14 protein-coding genes are annotated in these 14,153 nt (G+C 41.8%); 10 read left to right on the forward strand and 4 right to left on the reverse strand.

Annotated features, from left to right (window positions below):
- Positions 1–19: 19 nt before the first annotated feature.
- A complete protein-coding gene (cysI, locus tag AC3WTB_RS00130; protein WP_059377376.1) occupies positions 20–1,738 on the reverse strand; it encodes an assimilatory sulfite reductase (NADPH) hemoprotein subunit in 1,719 nt (572 codons plus the stop codon).
- 33 nt (positions 1,739–1,771) lie between these two features.
- Positions 1,772–3,592, reverse strand: coding sequence for an assimilatory sulfite reductase (NADPH) flavoprotein subunit (locus tag AC3WTB_RS00135; protein WP_458210008.1), 1,821 nt, complete (start codon positions 3,590–3,592; stop codon positions 1,772–1,774).
- 180 nt (positions 3,593–3,772) lie between these two features.
- On the opposite strand from AC3WTB_RS00135, the gene AC3WTB_RS00140 reads away from it, so the two are divergent.
- Both AC3WTB_RS00140 and AC3WTB_RS00145 read left to right on the forward strand, forming a co-directional pair.
- On the forward strand, positions 3,773–4,453 hold the full coding sequence (locus AC3WTB_RS00140; RefSeq protein ID WP_492333161.1) for a hypothetical protein: 681 nt from the start codon (positions 3,773–3,775) through the stop codon (positions 4,451–4,453).
- Positions 4,454–4,471: 18 nt separating this feature from the next.
- Positions 4,472–4,618 (forward strand): DUF3221 domain-containing protein, encoded by a 147-nt coding sequence (locus AC3WTB_RS00145; RefSeq protein WP_390274493.1) that lies wholly within the window; start codon positions 4,472–4,474, stop codon positions 4,616–4,618.
- Between the two features lie 63 nt (positions 4,619–4,681).
- Here the strand turns inward: AC3WTB_RS00145 and AC3WTB_RS00150 are convergent, their stop codons facing one another.
- Positions 4,682–6,109: an aldehyde dehydrogenase family protein gene (locus AC3WTB_RS00150; RefSeq protein WP_041085402.1), complete on the reverse strand. Its 1,428-nt coding sequence runs from the start codon at positions 6,107–6,109 to the stop codon at positions 4,682–4,684.
- A gap of 212 nt (positions 6,110–6,321) precedes the next feature.
- On the opposite strand from AC3WTB_RS00150, the gene AC3WTB_RS00155 reads away from it, so the two are divergent.
- The 3 genes from AC3WTB_RS00155 to AC3WTB_RS00165 are packed head-to-tail and all read left to right on the forward strand — an operon-like array spanning position 6,322 to position 7,948.
- Positions 6,322–6,747, forward strand: coding sequence for a DMT family transporter (locus AC3WTB_RS00155; protein WP_039183136.1), 426 nt, complete (start codon positions 6,322–6,324; stop codon positions 6,745–6,747).
- Between the two features lie 13 nt (positions 6,748–6,760).
- The gene (locus tag AC3WTB_RS00160; protein ID WP_492333162.1) at positions 6,761–7,441 is read left to right on the forward strand and encodes a Crp/Fnr family transcriptional regulator; all 681 of its coding nucleotides are present in this window, start codon (positions 6,761–6,763) and stop codon (positions 7,439–7,441) included.
- Positions 7,442–7,462: 21 nt separating this feature from the next.
- Positions 7,463–7,948 carry a DMT family transporter gene (locus AC3WTB_RS00165; protein ID WP_144491282.1) on the forward strand — a complete coding sequence of 162 codons (486 nt, stop codon included), beginning with the start codon at positions 7,463–7,465 and terminating at the stop codon, positions 7,946–7,948.
- A 7-nt stretch (positions 7,949–7,955) separates the two neighbouring features.
- Here AC3WTB_RS00165 and AC3WTB_RS00170 read toward each other — a convergent pair whose 3' ends face one another.
- Positions 7,956–9,362, reverse strand: coding sequence for a phospholipase D-like domain-containing protein (locus AC3WTB_RS00170; protein WP_144491281.1), 1,407 nt, complete (start codon positions 9,360–9,362; stop codon positions 7,956–7,958).
- A 159-nt stretch (positions 9,363–9,521) separates the two neighbouring features.
- Between AC3WTB_RS00170 and AC3WTB_RS00175 the strand changes: the two genes are divergently transcribed.
- The 5 genes from AC3WTB_RS00175 to AC3WTB_RS00195 all read left to right on the forward strand — a co-directional run bounded on the left by AC3WTB_RS00175 (position 9,522) and on the right by AC3WTB_RS00195 (position 14,117).
- Positions 9,522–10,298, forward strand: coding sequence for a MurR/RpiR family transcriptional regulator (locus AC3WTB_RS00175; RefSeq protein ID WP_059377363.1), 777 nt, complete (start codon positions 9,522–9,524; stop codon positions 10,296–10,298).
- A gap of 130 nt (positions 10,299–10,428) precedes the next feature.
- Positions 10,429–11,343 (forward strand): 1-phosphofructokinase, encoded by a 915-nt coding sequence (gene pfkB / locus AC3WTB_RS00180; RefSeq protein WP_059377360.1) that lies wholly within the window; start codon positions 10,429–10,431, stop codon positions 11,341–11,343.
- A 12-nt stretch (positions 11,344–11,355) separates the two neighbouring features.
- Entirely contained in the window at positions 11,356–12,771 is a 1,416-nt protein-coding gene (locus tag AC3WTB_RS00185; protein WP_039179080.1) for a PTS fructose transporter subunit IIC, read from the forward strand.
- A 15-nt stretch (positions 12,772–12,786) separates the two neighbouring features.
- The gene (locus AC3WTB_RS00190; protein WP_492333429.1) at positions 12,787–13,245 is read left to right on the forward strand and encodes a PTS sugar transporter subunit IIA; all 459 of its coding nucleotides are present in this window, start codon (positions 12,787–12,789) and stop codon (positions 13,243–13,245) included.
- Positions 13,246–13,247: 2 nt separating this feature from the next.
- Positions 13,248–14,117, forward strand: coding sequence for a class II fructose-bisphosphate aldolase (locus AC3WTB_RS00195; RefSeq protein ID WP_107164280.1), 870 nt, complete (start codon positions 13,248–13,250; stop codon positions 14,115–14,117).
- Positions 14,118–14,153 lie beyond the last annotated feature (36 nt).

Raw genomic sequence — 14,153 nt, forward strand, 5'->3', positions numbered from 1 at the left:
GGAGAGATCCCTGTCTTTTTTATTGCACATGAAAATTCGTGCCATCTGTTGTTGCTTTTACAATTCCTGCCCGAATCACAAAATCACCGAAATGTTCATCCTCTTCACGTTCTTTGGCATAGCGGGGGAGAAGAGAGCCAAGCTCGTTTAAAATGTCTTCTTCTCCAACATTTTCTCGGTACAATTTACTTAATCTGCTGCCATCGAAAGCAGCGCCAAGATACATATTGTATTTGCCAGGTGATTTCCCGATAAAGCCAATTTCACCTAGTGCATGACGGGCGCATCCATTTGGACATCCAGTCATACGAATCGTGATTTCTTTATCACTTAAGCCGTTTTCTTCGACAATCTCTTCAATTTTGTCAATCAAGCGCGGGAGGTAGCGTTCTGCTTCTGCCATCGCTAAACCACATGTTGGAAGAGAAACACAGGCCATTGAACTGCGGCGGAGTGCCGAGTGCTGCTGGCCAGCTGATAAACCGAACTCCTGAATGAGCTGCTCGATTTGTTTCTTTTTATGCGTTGTGACATTTCCAATCATTAAATTTTGATTCGCTGTTAAGCGGAAGTCACCTGTATGAATCTTCGCGATTTCACGAATGCCTGTCATCAGCGGGTAGTCATCGTAATCCGTGATGCGGCCGCCTTCTACAAACATCGTATAATGCCATCTGCCATTGATGCCTTTTACCCAGCCATAGCGGTCACCGTTATGATCAAAGTGATAATCTCTTGCGTCTAAAAGGGTAAACCCTAGGCGGCGTTCAAGCTCTTCTTTTACATTCTCAAGACCGAGACGGTCCACTGTATATTTAAAGCGGGCATTTTTTCTCACCGAACGGTTTCCGTAGTCACGTTGAATAGTGATCACTTGTTTGGCAATCTCTACAACTTGTTCCGGTGTACAAAAGCCAATCACTTTTGCAAGCTGAGGATAGGTCGCTGTGTCACCATGCGTCATACCCATTCCGCCGCCAATCGCGACATTAAAGCCGACTAATTGATCATTTTCAATAATCGCAATGAAGCCTAAATCCTGCGAAAAGACATCAATATCGTTAGCAGGAGGGACCGCCACACCAATCTTGAATTTTCTTGGCAGATAAAGCGGACCATACATCGGCTCAACCTCTGTATCAGGCGTTGCCGCTACTTTTTCCTCATCAAGCCAAATTTCATGATATGCTCTTGTTTGCGGAAGCAGGTCATCACTTAATTTTTTGGCGAGCTCGTATACGTCATGGTGTACTTCTGATTGATAGGGATTTGACGTACACATGACATTACGGTTCACATCACCGCAAGCAGCGATTGTATCAAGCATAGTAGAGTGGATGTCTTGAATGGTCTTTTTCATGTTCCATTTTAAAATACCGTGAAGCTGAAAGGTTTCACGAGTTGTCAGCTTTAACGTACCGTTTCCATATTTATGAGCAAGCTCATCCATGACAAGCCACTGCTTGGATGTAGCAATTCCGCCAGGCAGGCGGACGCGCAGCATAAATTGATAAGCAGGCTCAAGCTTTTGTTTCTGCCGTTCATTTCTCAGGTCACGATCATCCTGTAAATAACTGCCGTGATGCTTCATCAGGCGGTTGTCATCATCAGGAATACCCGCTGAAATCGGATCAAGCATCACTTCTTTTAATGTACCCCGTAAATAATCACTTTTTTCTTTGATTTCCTCTACGTCGCTCGGAGGTCCATCCGGCGCTGTTAATGCTGTCTTCACCATGTAAGTAAAAGCTCCTTTCTCTCAAGCATTCAATCAATATACGTCACGCTGATAGCGTTTTTGCTGCTGCAAGTTGGCTAGATAGCTTTCTGCTTTCTCTTTGCTCATCGCACCTTCTTCTTGGATGATTGATAGAAGGGTATCATGAACATCATGCGCCATATGTTTTTCATCTCCGCAGACATATACATAAGCACCTTGCTCCAGCCATTCGAATAATTCTTTACTTTGTTTCTTCATTTGGTGCTGGACATATACTTTTTCCTCTGAATCTCTTGAAAAAGCCACATCCATTTTCGTTAACACACCATCTTTTAACCACTTTTGCCATTCGGTTTGATATAAGAAATCCGTCACAAAGTGCTGATCACCGAAGAACAACCATGACTTTCCATCTGCACCGACTTCCTCACGCTCCTGCATAAATGAACGGAAAGGGGCGATACCTGTGCCTGGTCCCACCATAATGATCGGTGCATCATGGTTTTCAGGAAGCTTAAAGTTTTGATTGTGCTGGATATAAACAGGCAGCTTATCACCTGGCTCTAAGCGCTCCGCACATAAGATTGAGCAGACACCTTGACGTTCTCTTCCGTGAGCATCATATCTCACAGCACCGATCGTCAAATGAACTTCTTCTTCATTTGCTTTAAGGCTGCTTGCAATGGAATAAAGGCGTGCAGGAATTTTTCTTAAAATCGCAGTGAAGTCTGCTGCTGTTCCTTCAAAAGGACCGAAATCACGCGCAGCATCTACTAAATCTCTTCCTGCTATATACGCTTTTAATTTTTCTTCGCTTCCTTCTTCTAAAAGGGCCTGCAAGGCTTCGCTTTTTGTAAAGGACGACATCTTTTGAAGAAGAGGTTTTGTTAATACGGTAATCTCAAAATGAGAGGTGAGTGCTTCTTTTAAAGGAAGCGTGTCGCCGTTTTTATGAACGGTGACGGTTTCCTCTGCATTCCATCCACATGTTGTGATCAGTTCATCAACAAGCGCAGGATCATTTGTAGGATAAATACCAAGGCTGTCACCTGGCTCATAAACAAGTCCTGATCCTTCAAGAGAAAGCTCCAAATGACGGGTTTCTTTGTTAGAGCCGCGGCCATTTAGGTTGATATTTTCAAGCACTTCAGCATAAAAAGGATTTGTTCTTGAGTATTCAGATGCAGCGGTTTGAGTGTTTACTCCTGCTGATTCCTGCTGGGTTGCTGCGGCTCCGCCTTCACTAAGTGAAGATGCCACCCCTTGAAGCCATTCAGAAAACGGCTCATCATAATCAAGGTCACAGTCCACTCGATCGAAAAGACGCGTTCCGCCAAGCTCTTTTAAACGCTCATCAAATTCTTTACCTGTTTGACAGAAGAATTCGTAAGAGCTGTCGCCAAGTGAAAGGACAGAAAAGCTTAAATGATCGAGCTTTGGTGCACGTCTGCCGTGAACATATTCATGGAAAGAAAGGGCATTATCAGGCGGATCTCCCTCACCATGTGTGCTCACAATGATCAGTAAATTGTTTATTTTTTTCAGACTATTTGGTTTAAAATCTGACATAGAAGAGAGCGTCACTTGAAAACCTTTCTCTTCAAGATGCTGCGCTGTCTTTTTTGCTAACCCTTCAGAATTGCCTGTTTGCGAGCCATAAAGCACGGTCACATCTTTGCTGACAGGCTGCGCTGGTGCTGCAGCAGAAGGAGAAGGGGGTTGGGCAGTATTTTCTAATCCGGTTAAAGCTGCCTGTGCTGATAAATAACCGGTAAGCCAAATTTTTTGCTGATCTGTTAAAGTCGGAAGCAGCTGATTAAGCAGTTCTGCCTGCTGCTGACTAAACGGACTGTTCAATACATGAAGTTGCAACGATATCCACCTCACAAGGAATATAAACATAGATTAATTCGATAGGAATTATATATATAGGTTCAATTTGAACTTTACCGAAAGTTTGCCATTAAGTAAAATATATAATATTGATTGTCATGATTAAGATTTCTAATACCTTTGCAAGGTGAAATTAGTTTATTCTGTCAAGGAGGAAATATGAGTATTATTAGAGATTTGGAAGATCCAAAAGTTAAGTTTAAATTAGCAAAGAAGGTGTCTATCTATAGAAAGGAATTAGAAAAATTAAATCTGAATCAAGTTGCAGATCTTCGAATTTATGCGAAAGATAAATATGAGAGAGCTGCCAATTTTTCCACAAAAGCTTCAATTATAACAATAACAATTGTGCCAGCATTTTTATTTTTGAACTCCTACTTTAATTCATATTTTAACTATGGATTAGATTTTATTACTAAAAAGCACAAAACTAACGATTCGAAATTGCAAAATGCTTTCGATGAAATTTCAATAAATATAATGGATACTTATCTGAATATCGCTTTAAGTATATTGTTATGTGTTTTTATTGTTCTTCTCAGTAGAAGATTTGATGTTTCCAAAACAAATAAACTTTTTAATTTAATTGATGAAATATATGACATGAAATTAAAACGAGAGGAACAATTTCAAAAGGATTATAAACAAATGCAACAGAGAAGAGCTATGAATTGGAAGGTAATTTCTTGTGTTCATTATTCTGACCGTTTCGAGATTTTAATGAAATCTCCAAATCGAAAAGAAGCTGAATTTTTTATGTTCTATGAATTAGATCATATTAAAGAGGTTGAAGTAATTTTTGGGATCAGTGGAAAAGTGAATTCACGATCATTATTATAGTCACCACTTTAAACCCCAATGACTTTTTTATGTTCTGATTTAACGAAAGTAGATTCTAAAAAGCTGTCACAGGGTCAAACGATTGAGGTTTGGTTTGATGAGTTACAAGAATCGTCTCCTCCTAAAGCAACGGTCAAGAAATATCACATCATAATGGATAAGTAGGGGGGCAGATTCTTTCTATCATGAAAAAGGAGAAAAACCCTAAGGTTTTTCTCCTTTCTCAAATTATGCTGTTGGAAGTCCCATCACAGCTTTCACTTCTAAATATTCCTCGATTCCGAAGTCTCCCCATTCTCTTCCGATACCAGATTGCTTAAAGCCGCCAAACGGGGCAAAGTAATCTGTTTCGGCATTGTTAATGGTAATTTGACCGGCACGAATATGTTCAGCTACATATTTTAATGTTTTTTCATCTTTTCCAACCACATATCCAGCAAGACCGTACACTGTATCATTGGCAATCTCAAGGGCATGATCCAGGTCTTGATATGTGATCACACTCATGACGGGTCCGAATATTTCCTCTTGCGCAATGGTCATATCATTTTTCACATTTGTGAAAATAGTATGCTTGGCAAAATATCCTTTGTCTAGTCCGTCCGGCTTCCCAGTTCCCCCAGCAAGCAGGTTAGCACCTTCTTCAATTCCTTTTTCAATATAAGACTGCACGGTATCCCACTGCTTTTTGGAGACAAGCGGGCCAGTGGCGTGATCTTCTCGCGGATCACCAACTGTAAACTTCGGCAGGGCATTCAGCAGCGCTTTTTCAAATGCGTCTTTCATTGATTCAGGAATCAGCACACGTGTAGCTGCGGAACATACTTGACCTGTATTCATCGCAATATGATGAACGGCTGTTTCGGCTGCCTCATCCACATCTGCATCATCTAAGACGATAAGAGGGGATTTCCCGCCGAGCTCAAGAGCCACTTTCTTAATATTGTCTGCAGCGTTCTCCATTATTTTAGAGCCGACAGCACCTGATCCAGTAAATGAAACAAAGTCAATATCAGGATGTGAGCTAATGCCGTCACCAATGACGTCACCAGTTCCGTTTACTAGGTTGAAGACTCCTTTTGGTACGCCTGCTTCATCAATGATGTCTGCAAGAATCATTGCGGCAAAAGGTGTAATTTCCGCAGGCTTTAAGACAACTGGTGAACCTGCTGCAATGGCACCTGCGATTTTAAGTGATGTTTGATTCGTTGGGAAATTCCAAGGTGTAATCAATCCGCTGACACCAATCGCTTCTTTTATAATGGTATGCCCGCCGCGGTCCTCAGTAAATGTATAAGATTTAAGTGCTTCCGCTGCTTTAGAAAAATGTTCATGTCCCATTTTGTAATGAACCTCTTCTGATACTTTCAGCGGTGCACCGAGCTCTTGTGTCATGACTTCTATCAGTTCATCCTTACGTTTTTCGTAGCCGCGCACAATGTTTTCCAGCATCTTTACGCGTTCATTTCGAGATGTTTTTGAGAAAGAAGGGAAGGCGGCACGAGCAGCTTTGACTGCCTTATCTAAATCTTCTTTTGTACCTAAACTAATGGTGCCAATGACTTCCTCTGTAGCAGGATTGATGACTTCCGTCGTTTCGTTTCCTGTTGATGCGATCCATTCTCCGTTAATAAAATGTTTCTCTTGATTTCTCATTCTGACATGTCTCCTTTTTATATGTGATTCCATTCAATATTCTGTTTTCAGGTGATATAAAACTGTACCCACTGTGAAAAATCTAAAACGATGAAACTGTAAAAGAAAAAGTTTCTGATATAATACGCAAAGTGGGACATATGTCCTTTTCAACTTCAGGGCATCTATCATTTAATGGAACTAGACTGAAAAAAGAAGGAGCATTTGAACGAATGAAAGGTGTTATTTTCGCTTTATTAGGAGGCGCTTGTATTACACTGCAAGGCGTAGCAAACGCAAGAATCAGCCAGGATATCGGGACATGGCAGGCGGCAACCATCACGCAGCTGACCGGTTTTGTTATCGCACTTATCATTTTACTGATCGTACGTGACGGACATGTTCGAGAATATCGAAAGGTGCAGCCGCTTTATTTAGTAGGCGGCGCATTTGCAGCCATTATTATTTTTAATGAAGTCACTGCAATTCAAATGATCGGTGTCACACTGACGATCGCTGCTTTACTCATTGCACAGCTGGCATTTACCTTTGCAATCGATGCAAAAGGATGGTTTGGTGTACAGAAGAAGAAAATGAAATGGCCGCATTATGCAGGAATTCTATTGATGATCGCGGGTGTAATCATTTTAAAGCTATAAAGGAGGGCGTCAGATGGAGGAGCTTCATGATGAATGTCTATTTTCTTCTTATCTCAAGGCACATCAATTAGAAAACGTCTTTCATCAGAAACTCATATCACATGTCAGCTTATGGCGCTATGAGCAAGGTGAGCTGATTTGTTCAAAGGGAGATCAGAGGGAGCACTTGTACTTGTTAGTAAAAGGAAAATTAAAGATTTTCACCACCACAAAGGAAGGGAAGACCTTTATTCTTTGTTTTAAACATCCTCTTGAAGCCATTGGAGATATTGAATACGTTCAGCAGACAGATATGGTCAATACAGTGGAGGCTGTCACAGAAGTACATATGCTAAGGATTTCTCATCAAGCGCTCATGCGTCATGCGAAGGATGACCCCCGCATATTAACCTTTTTATTAAAAGGTATTACAAACAAATTTTATACGAAATCAAACGATTTGAGCTTCCACCTTTTATATCCTGTAGAGGTCAGGCTCGCAAGCTACTTATTGTCTGTGTTAACAGTTGATAACAGCGCGAGCGCACTTCGTCTTACCGATGCGGCGAGCTTAATTGGTACAAGCTACAGGCATATTAACCGGGTGATTCAGCAATTTTGTGAAAAAGGGCTGATAGAGAGGCAAAGAGGCGAGATTACGATTCTTGACCGGAAAGGGCTCTTAGAAATAGCAGAGCACAACATTTATGAATAGAAGAAATGAAGGGATTCAGACATGATCATAGGAATAGGATTAGCCATCGCGGCTGGCGCACTCGTCAGCTTACAAACCATTTTTAACAGTAAGGTCAATGAGCAGACAGGCTCTTGGTCAACAACCACTCTCGTTCTAGGTATGGGCTTTATTGCTTCACTTTTGATGGGTCTTTTGCTAGAAGGAACCGGCATGTTTCAATTAAGACATATGGAAGCGTGGTACTGGATTAGCGGAGCCATTGGAGTAGGGGTGGTCATCTGCCTCGTTCAAGCAATCAAACGTCTTGGTCCGACTTATGGAATCTCAATTGTCCTGATTTCACAGCTTGGCTGCGCGCTTTTGTTCGATTCGCTTGGCTGGCTTGGGTTAGAGAAAGTGGAATTTTCGCCCGCAAAACTATTAGGTGTCATTGTGATTATTGCAGGAATCTTGGTGTTTAAATTGACCAAATTGGAACCAGCAGAAGAAGAGCAATCAGAAGAAAAAGGGCTGCCACAAGAGTAGCTGCCCTTTAGATCAACCGCCGCCATAAAACGGTTATCGCGGATAAACCATTTAAAAGGAGCCTTTTCATCAAAGGCTTTTTTTTCTGCCCATAGCCGTCCGCTTTATAGGCTGCTTTGTCCTTCGCGACGAGAATACTATAGGCGATTTTACGTTCGATTGCCTGAGTAAGTGATAGCGCAAACGGGGCACTATCAATGACCAAAATCGACTCTGTATTTAAAAAACTAGACCTCGCATCTAAATTATATGTTCCAATAATACTTAAATAATCATCAATGACCATCGATTTCGCATGAATGGAATACGGACCTTCATATTCGTACAAATGAACGCCTGTTTTCATCAGTTCCTTTTTCGTGCTTAAGTAGCCTGCAAAAGCTAAAGGATTTGGCGTGGCTGTCAGAGAATTCGTGACAACTGTTGTTTGAATCTCGCTAGCTAATGGAGTGAGGCCTTCCTTCATGGGTCGTGTCGGGATAATATAAGGTGTCTGTATGAGCACAGATCGCTTTGCCCGGTGAGCAAGATCGTTTAATTTTTTCAGTACAAGAGGACGCTTATTGAAGCGCTCCACTGGATTTGTAAAGAATGCAATCTGTTTTACTGAGGTGGTATCTGCTGCCCAATTAAAGGACGACATCACAAAAGGTTCTTTCGTACGCACTGCCTCCTGATAGGACCTAAGCAGTTTCTTTCTTAGTTTTAAGCCATTTTTTGCTTTTTGCTTGGAGAACACGGCTTTTGTTTTTTTCGTAAAGTTATGATTCCATAAATAAACGAAATATTGCTCCATTTCATCTAATACTTTTCCTTTTTTGTCGTTATAAAGCAGCACATCGCGGTCGAATGCAAAGTCTTTCGGCGGCTGATCTGCAAAGTATTTATCACCGATATTTCTTCCGCCCATGACAGCTACTCGGCCATCTGCCAGCAGCAGCTTATCATGAAGGCGGTTATGCCACGTCCATGGCTTAAATAACCGAAAGGGCTCATAAAAACGAATGGCCATGTTCGGGTGATTTGCCACGGCATACCTTAAATGCTTCAGCGGTCCACGCAAACTATGGCAGATGCCGTCTAAAAGCAGCTGAACTTTCACCCCTCGATCAGCTGCTTCAATCAAAGCACCTAGTACCCATTCGGCTGTTTTTCCCTTTTGAATGGAGTAATAACTAAGACGGATCATCCTCTTTGCCTCACGAATCATTTGAATTCTGGCCTGGCCAGACTCAAATCCATCGTCAAGAAGCATCACTTGATTTGTGCCCTGATCGTCTCCTGAGATGGAAGAGGCTTTATAGATACAATGTTCTTTGCATGTTTTTTGAATCGGTAAATAAAACAAAACAAATGCGGTCAAAAAGACATAAACGACATAGAGAAGGATCAGATAAAACAAAAGATGAAGCATACGGATCAGCTCCTTTCACATAGACACAACTTTTCCTTAGTTTATGTCAAAAATAAAATTTCACTCATTTCCGCCTTTCACCTAAATACATGACAAAAGAATCATCTTGTTTTTATTGGGCATTTAATTATAGTATGAAATGAGTAAGGGGGAATCGAATTGAACGAATCATTATTTAACATCCCAAGCGATGTATATCAAACGTTAAGTGAAACAGAGCGTTATTTACTCAATTATATTCACCAGCATTTAGAGGATATCTCCACCTTATCCATTGTCACTTTAAGCGAAAGAGCCAATGTATCGACAGCCACAATTGTCAGACTGATGAAAAAAATTGGTTATAATGGCTATACATCCTTTAAATATCGATTGAAACAAGAAAAGAAAATGACAGATGCAAGCGACCAGCTCAAGAATATTGATGAAGACATCAAACTAGCGATTCGGAAAAATGAAGAAGAGGTTTTAAAGACGATACAGCTGCAAAGTATTGGACAAATTGAAGATGCCGTTCAAAAAATACATAATGCAGACAAAATTTATATTTTCGGCAGAGGCTTCTCAGAGATGATCGCCAAAGAGATGACCATCAAGTTACAGCTCATCGGGAAAACATGTGAAGTACACGACGATCCGAATATCATTCGGCTGAAATCGCGAGACATTGAAAAAAGTGAGCTTGCCATCTTTGTTTCATTAAATGGCGAAACGTCTGAGCTCGTTGAAGCGTGTCAAAATCTCAGCATGAAGCAAGTGACAACTATTACAGTCACGACAAGAATAGATTCTACATTAAGCAAAATATCAGATATGACACTAGTCGGATATAAAGGGGAACAATCTTTCTTCCCAGATTATGAAGTCAGATCCCGCCTGTCTCTCCATGTCATTGCCCGCATTTTACTCGATGCCTATGTGATCCGAATGAAATAACCAATAAGAAAGCCTTCGAGACTTTGATCTGGAAGGCTTTTTCTCATGAAAACCTTTACACATTCTGAAAACATTTTCACTGAATCGTATGAGATACTTTCTTTAGAGAAAAGAAAGAAGGTGAAACCAATTGATTTATACCTGCACCTTAAATCCTGCTATTGACCTATATATTGCATTAAAAGAAATGCGGGCAAATGCAGTCAACCGTACGGAAGATGAAGATTATCAGCCGAATGGAAAAGGCGTGAACGTGTCGATTATGCTAAAGAAATATGGCTTCACCAGCACTGCATTAGGGTTTATCGCTGGGTTTTCAGGCTCTTATATTGAACAATCCTTAAAGGATCTCTCTATTCAGACCGATTTTATCTCGGTTGAGGGAATTACACGCATTAATGTTTTTATTAATACGACAGAAGAATACAAGCTCGTGAACCAGGGCCCTGCGATTGAAGAAAAAGCGCTTCACGCCTTTCGTGAGAAAATTGCAGCTATCCCGCAGGGGGGCATCCTCATCATGTCAGGCAGTTTGCCAAAGGGCGTTCCTGCCAGCATTTTTTCAGAAGTAGCAGCTATTTGCCATCAACAAAGCGTCAAGTTCATTTTAGACACAAGCTCTGCAGCGGTTCTTGAGACGCTTCAATACAAGCCGTACTTATTAAAACCGAATGAAGAAGAAATGGCTGCTTTTTTCGGCAAAACACATCCTCTGTCAGAAAAAGAACTCATTCAATCAGGAGAAAAGCTTATTGAGATGGGTGCAGAGCAAGTGCTTATTTCCCGCGGGGGAGAAGGGGCTTTGTTCATTACGAAAAACGCCGTCTTAAAAGGAAACGCACCGACAGGCATTGTAGTAAACACAGCTTGTTCAGGAGATGCGATGCTTGCAGCTTTTCTTAGTAAACAGCTTGAAGGACATTCACCTGAAGAATGCTTACGCTACGGCATTGCAACAGGAGCCTCTACCGCATTTTCGAAAGGCTTAAGTGATTTACATGACATTGATTCATTGATTGAGCAAGTACACATACAGAAAATATAAGGGGGAATACACATGAGCCGTAAAAAAATTGTCGCTGCAACCGGCTGTCCAACAGGCATTGCACACACATTCATGGCAGCTGAAGCATTAAAAATCGCTGCTGAGCAACTAGGGGTCGACATCAAAGTCGAAACGCATGGTCAAGTAGGAATTGAAAACGCTTTAACCGATCAAGACATTATGGAAGCAGATGGAGTCATTGTGGCAGCCGACAAAGATGTGCATACAGACCGTTTTCACGGCAAGCCACTGATTGAAGTGCCTGTAGCCAAAGGCATTCGCACGCCGACTGAGCTGATTCAGAGCATTATCAATGGAGATGCTCCCGTTCATCAAGTGAAAGGAAGAGCTTCTGGAACAGAGAAACCATCTGCTCCTTCATCCTCTCAACAAAAATCGGCAAATAAATGGATACACACCATTTATAAGCACTTAATGAACGGTGTATCACACATGCTGCCATTTGTCGTTGGAGGCGGGGTCTTAATAGCTATTTCCTTCCTATTCGGAATCTACTCTGCTGATCCTCAGCACGAAACGTATCATCCGTTTGCTGCCTATTTGAAAAGCATTGGCGGACTTGGCTTTAGCTTAATGGTACCAATTTTAGCAGCATTTATCGCTGATTCAATTGCAAGACGCCCAGGGATGGTCGTCGGCTTTATAGGAGGGCTCCTTGCAAATGATGGAGGTGCTGGCTTCTTAGGCGGTATAATCGCAGGTTTTGCAGCAGGATATATCATTTTATTGCTTCAATTCTTGCTTCAAAAATTACCAGCATCGCTTGATGGATTAAAATCGATCTTCATCTATCCTGTCATCGGTATTTTCTTAATTGGGGCTGTCATGACCCCGCTATTGGTTCCCATCACAGGGTTAAATAATTCCTTAATGGATTTTCTCTCATCTGTACAATCCACAAATCCGCTGCTTTTAGGCTTAATTGTGGGAGCAATGTGTGGATTTGATATGGGCGGACCATTTAACAAAGCAGCCTATGTTACAGGAACGGCTTTACTTGCACAAGGCAACCTTTACTTTATGGCAGGTGTGTCTGCAGCATGTATCACACCACCACTTATCATCGCGATTGCTACAACCATTTTCCGAAAACATTTCACGCCACAAGAACGAAATGCTGGGGCAATCAACTATATTCTGGGGGCGACACATATTACAGAAGGAGCCATCCCATTTGCGGCAAAAAACCCAGTCGTTGTCCTGCCAATTATCATGTTTGGCTCGGCCATCTCTGCTATATTGACATATTTGTTTGGCGTACAGGTTCCAGCTCCGCACGGTGGATTCCTTGTCCTTCCAGTTGTCACAGGTGCTTTCCAATGGGTGCTTTCCATACTAATCGGATCAATTGTAGGTGCGATTCTATACGGACTTTACCGTAAAAAAATAGACAAACCCGCAGTTTAAGAGGGAGGAAGAGAAATAATGGAACATATCTATATGAATCTTCACGAAACAGCTTCTTCACAGGCTGGCGTGTTCGCAGCCATTGCTGACATTGCCTACAAATCAGGTATTTGCACCTCACCAGAGGAAGTCAAAAAAGGCTTAGCGGAAAGAGAAGCTCTGAGTACAACCGGTTTTCAAGATGGATTTGCTATTCCGCATACACAAACAGAAGCCATCACAAAACCAGCACTTGTGATCGTCCGCACGGAAACAGGCATTGAATGGGACGCTTTTGATGGGAAGCCTTGCTTTTTCTTCTTATCCTTATTGATTCCTAAAAGTGAAGCAGGTACGACTCATTTAAAGGCTCTTTCTGCCCTTTCACGAGGCTTAATGGATGAAACGAAACGTCAAAAACTGCTGGAAACAAGAACAAATGAAGACATGCTGGCTGTATTAAAAACGGATATTTTAACTAGAGAGGATGTTTGATCATGCCTTTACTTTCAACAACACCAATGCTTGAGGCTGCGAAAAAAGAAAAATACGGAATTGTGGCATTCAATGTGCACTCCTTTGACAGTATATATTGGGTGCTCGAAACGGCAGCAGAATTAAAGTCACCTGTGATATTGCAAACAACGGTTGGAACGGTTCAATCTCTTGGAGCAAAAGCGATTGCAGATACAGTGAAGGCGGCGGCTGATCAATATCAAATCCCAATTGGTCTTCACCTCGATCACTGCACAGACTTTGATGTGATTCTCACCTGTATCAGGGCCGGATATACATCCGTTATGATCGATGCATCTATGCACTCATATGAAGAAAATGTTCGCCGCACAAAAGAAGTTGTGGACCTCGCATTAAAAGTAGGGGTGAACGTTGAAGCAGAATTAGGCAAGGTAGGCGGTGTCGAAGATGATATCGTCGTTGATGAAAAGGATGCTGAAAAAGCCATTCCATCAGAATGCCGTCAATTTGTAGAAGAAACTGGGGTGCCCACTTTAGCGCCTGCGATTGGTACTGCCCATGGCATTTATAAAGGGGTGCCGGATATTGACTTTGCCCGCATTGAACAAATTGCGGACCTGGTCGATGTACCACTTGTTCTCCACGGTGGTTCTGCTGTACCGGATGAGGATGTGAAGCGATGCGTTGCACTTGGTATGGCAAAGGTGAATGTCTCAACTGAATTGAAAAATGCATACTCCGAGGCCATACGTGATCATTTCTCAAATGAACCTGAAAGCTTAGATCCGCGTATGTATTTACAAAAAGCAAAACAAGCAGCAAAAGACATGGTCCAATCGAAAATACGAATCGTTGGCAGTGAGGGCAAAGCCCATCCGCTATATCAATAAGAAAAAAAGCAGAGCTGCAATCGCTCTGCTTTTTCA

Source organism: Bacillus sp. EB106-04-04-XG123, assembly GCF_058791855.1.

Coding starts and splice junctions, on each gene's coding strand:
- AC3WTB_RS00140 (WP_492333161.1), top strand. CDS start 3,773: ATGAGTATTATTAGAGATTTGGAAGATCCAAAAGTTAAGTTTAAATTA.
- AC3WTB_RS00185 (WP_039179080.1), top strand. CDS start 11,356: ATGAGCCGTAAAAAAATTGTCGCTGCAACCGGCTGTCCAACAGGCATT.
- AC3WTB_RS00195 (WP_107164280.1), top strand. CDS start 13,248: ATGCCTTTACTTTCAACAACACCAATGCTTGAGGCTGCGAAAAAAGAA.
- AC3WTB_RS00145 (WP_390274493.1), top strand. CDS start 4,472: ATGACTTTTTTATGTTCTGATTTAACGAAAGTAGATTCTAAAAAGCTG.
- AC3WTB_RS00150 (WP_041085402.1), bottom strand. CDS start 6,109: ATGAGAAATCAAGAGAAACATTTTATTAACGGAGAATGGATCGCATCA.
- AC3WTB_RS00155 (WP_039183136.1), top strand. CDS start 6,322: ATGAAAGGTGTTATTTTCGCTTTATTAGGAGGCGCTTGTATTACACTG.
- AC3WTB_RS00165 (WP_144491282.1), top strand. CDS start 7,463: ATGATCATAGGAATAGGATTAGCCATCGCGGCTGGCGCACTCGTCAGC.
- AC3WTB_RS00170 (WP_144491281.1), bottom strand. CDS start 9,362: ATGCTTCATCTTTTGTTTTATCTGATCCTTCTCTATGTCGTTTATGTC.
- AC3WTB_RS00160 (WP_492333162.1), top strand. CDS start 6,761: ATGGAGGAGCTTCATGATGAATGTCTATTTTCTTCTTATCTCAAGGCA.
- cysI (WP_059377376.1), bottom strand. CDS start 1,738: ATGGTGAAGACAGCATTAACAGCGCCGGATGGACCTCCGAGCGACGTA.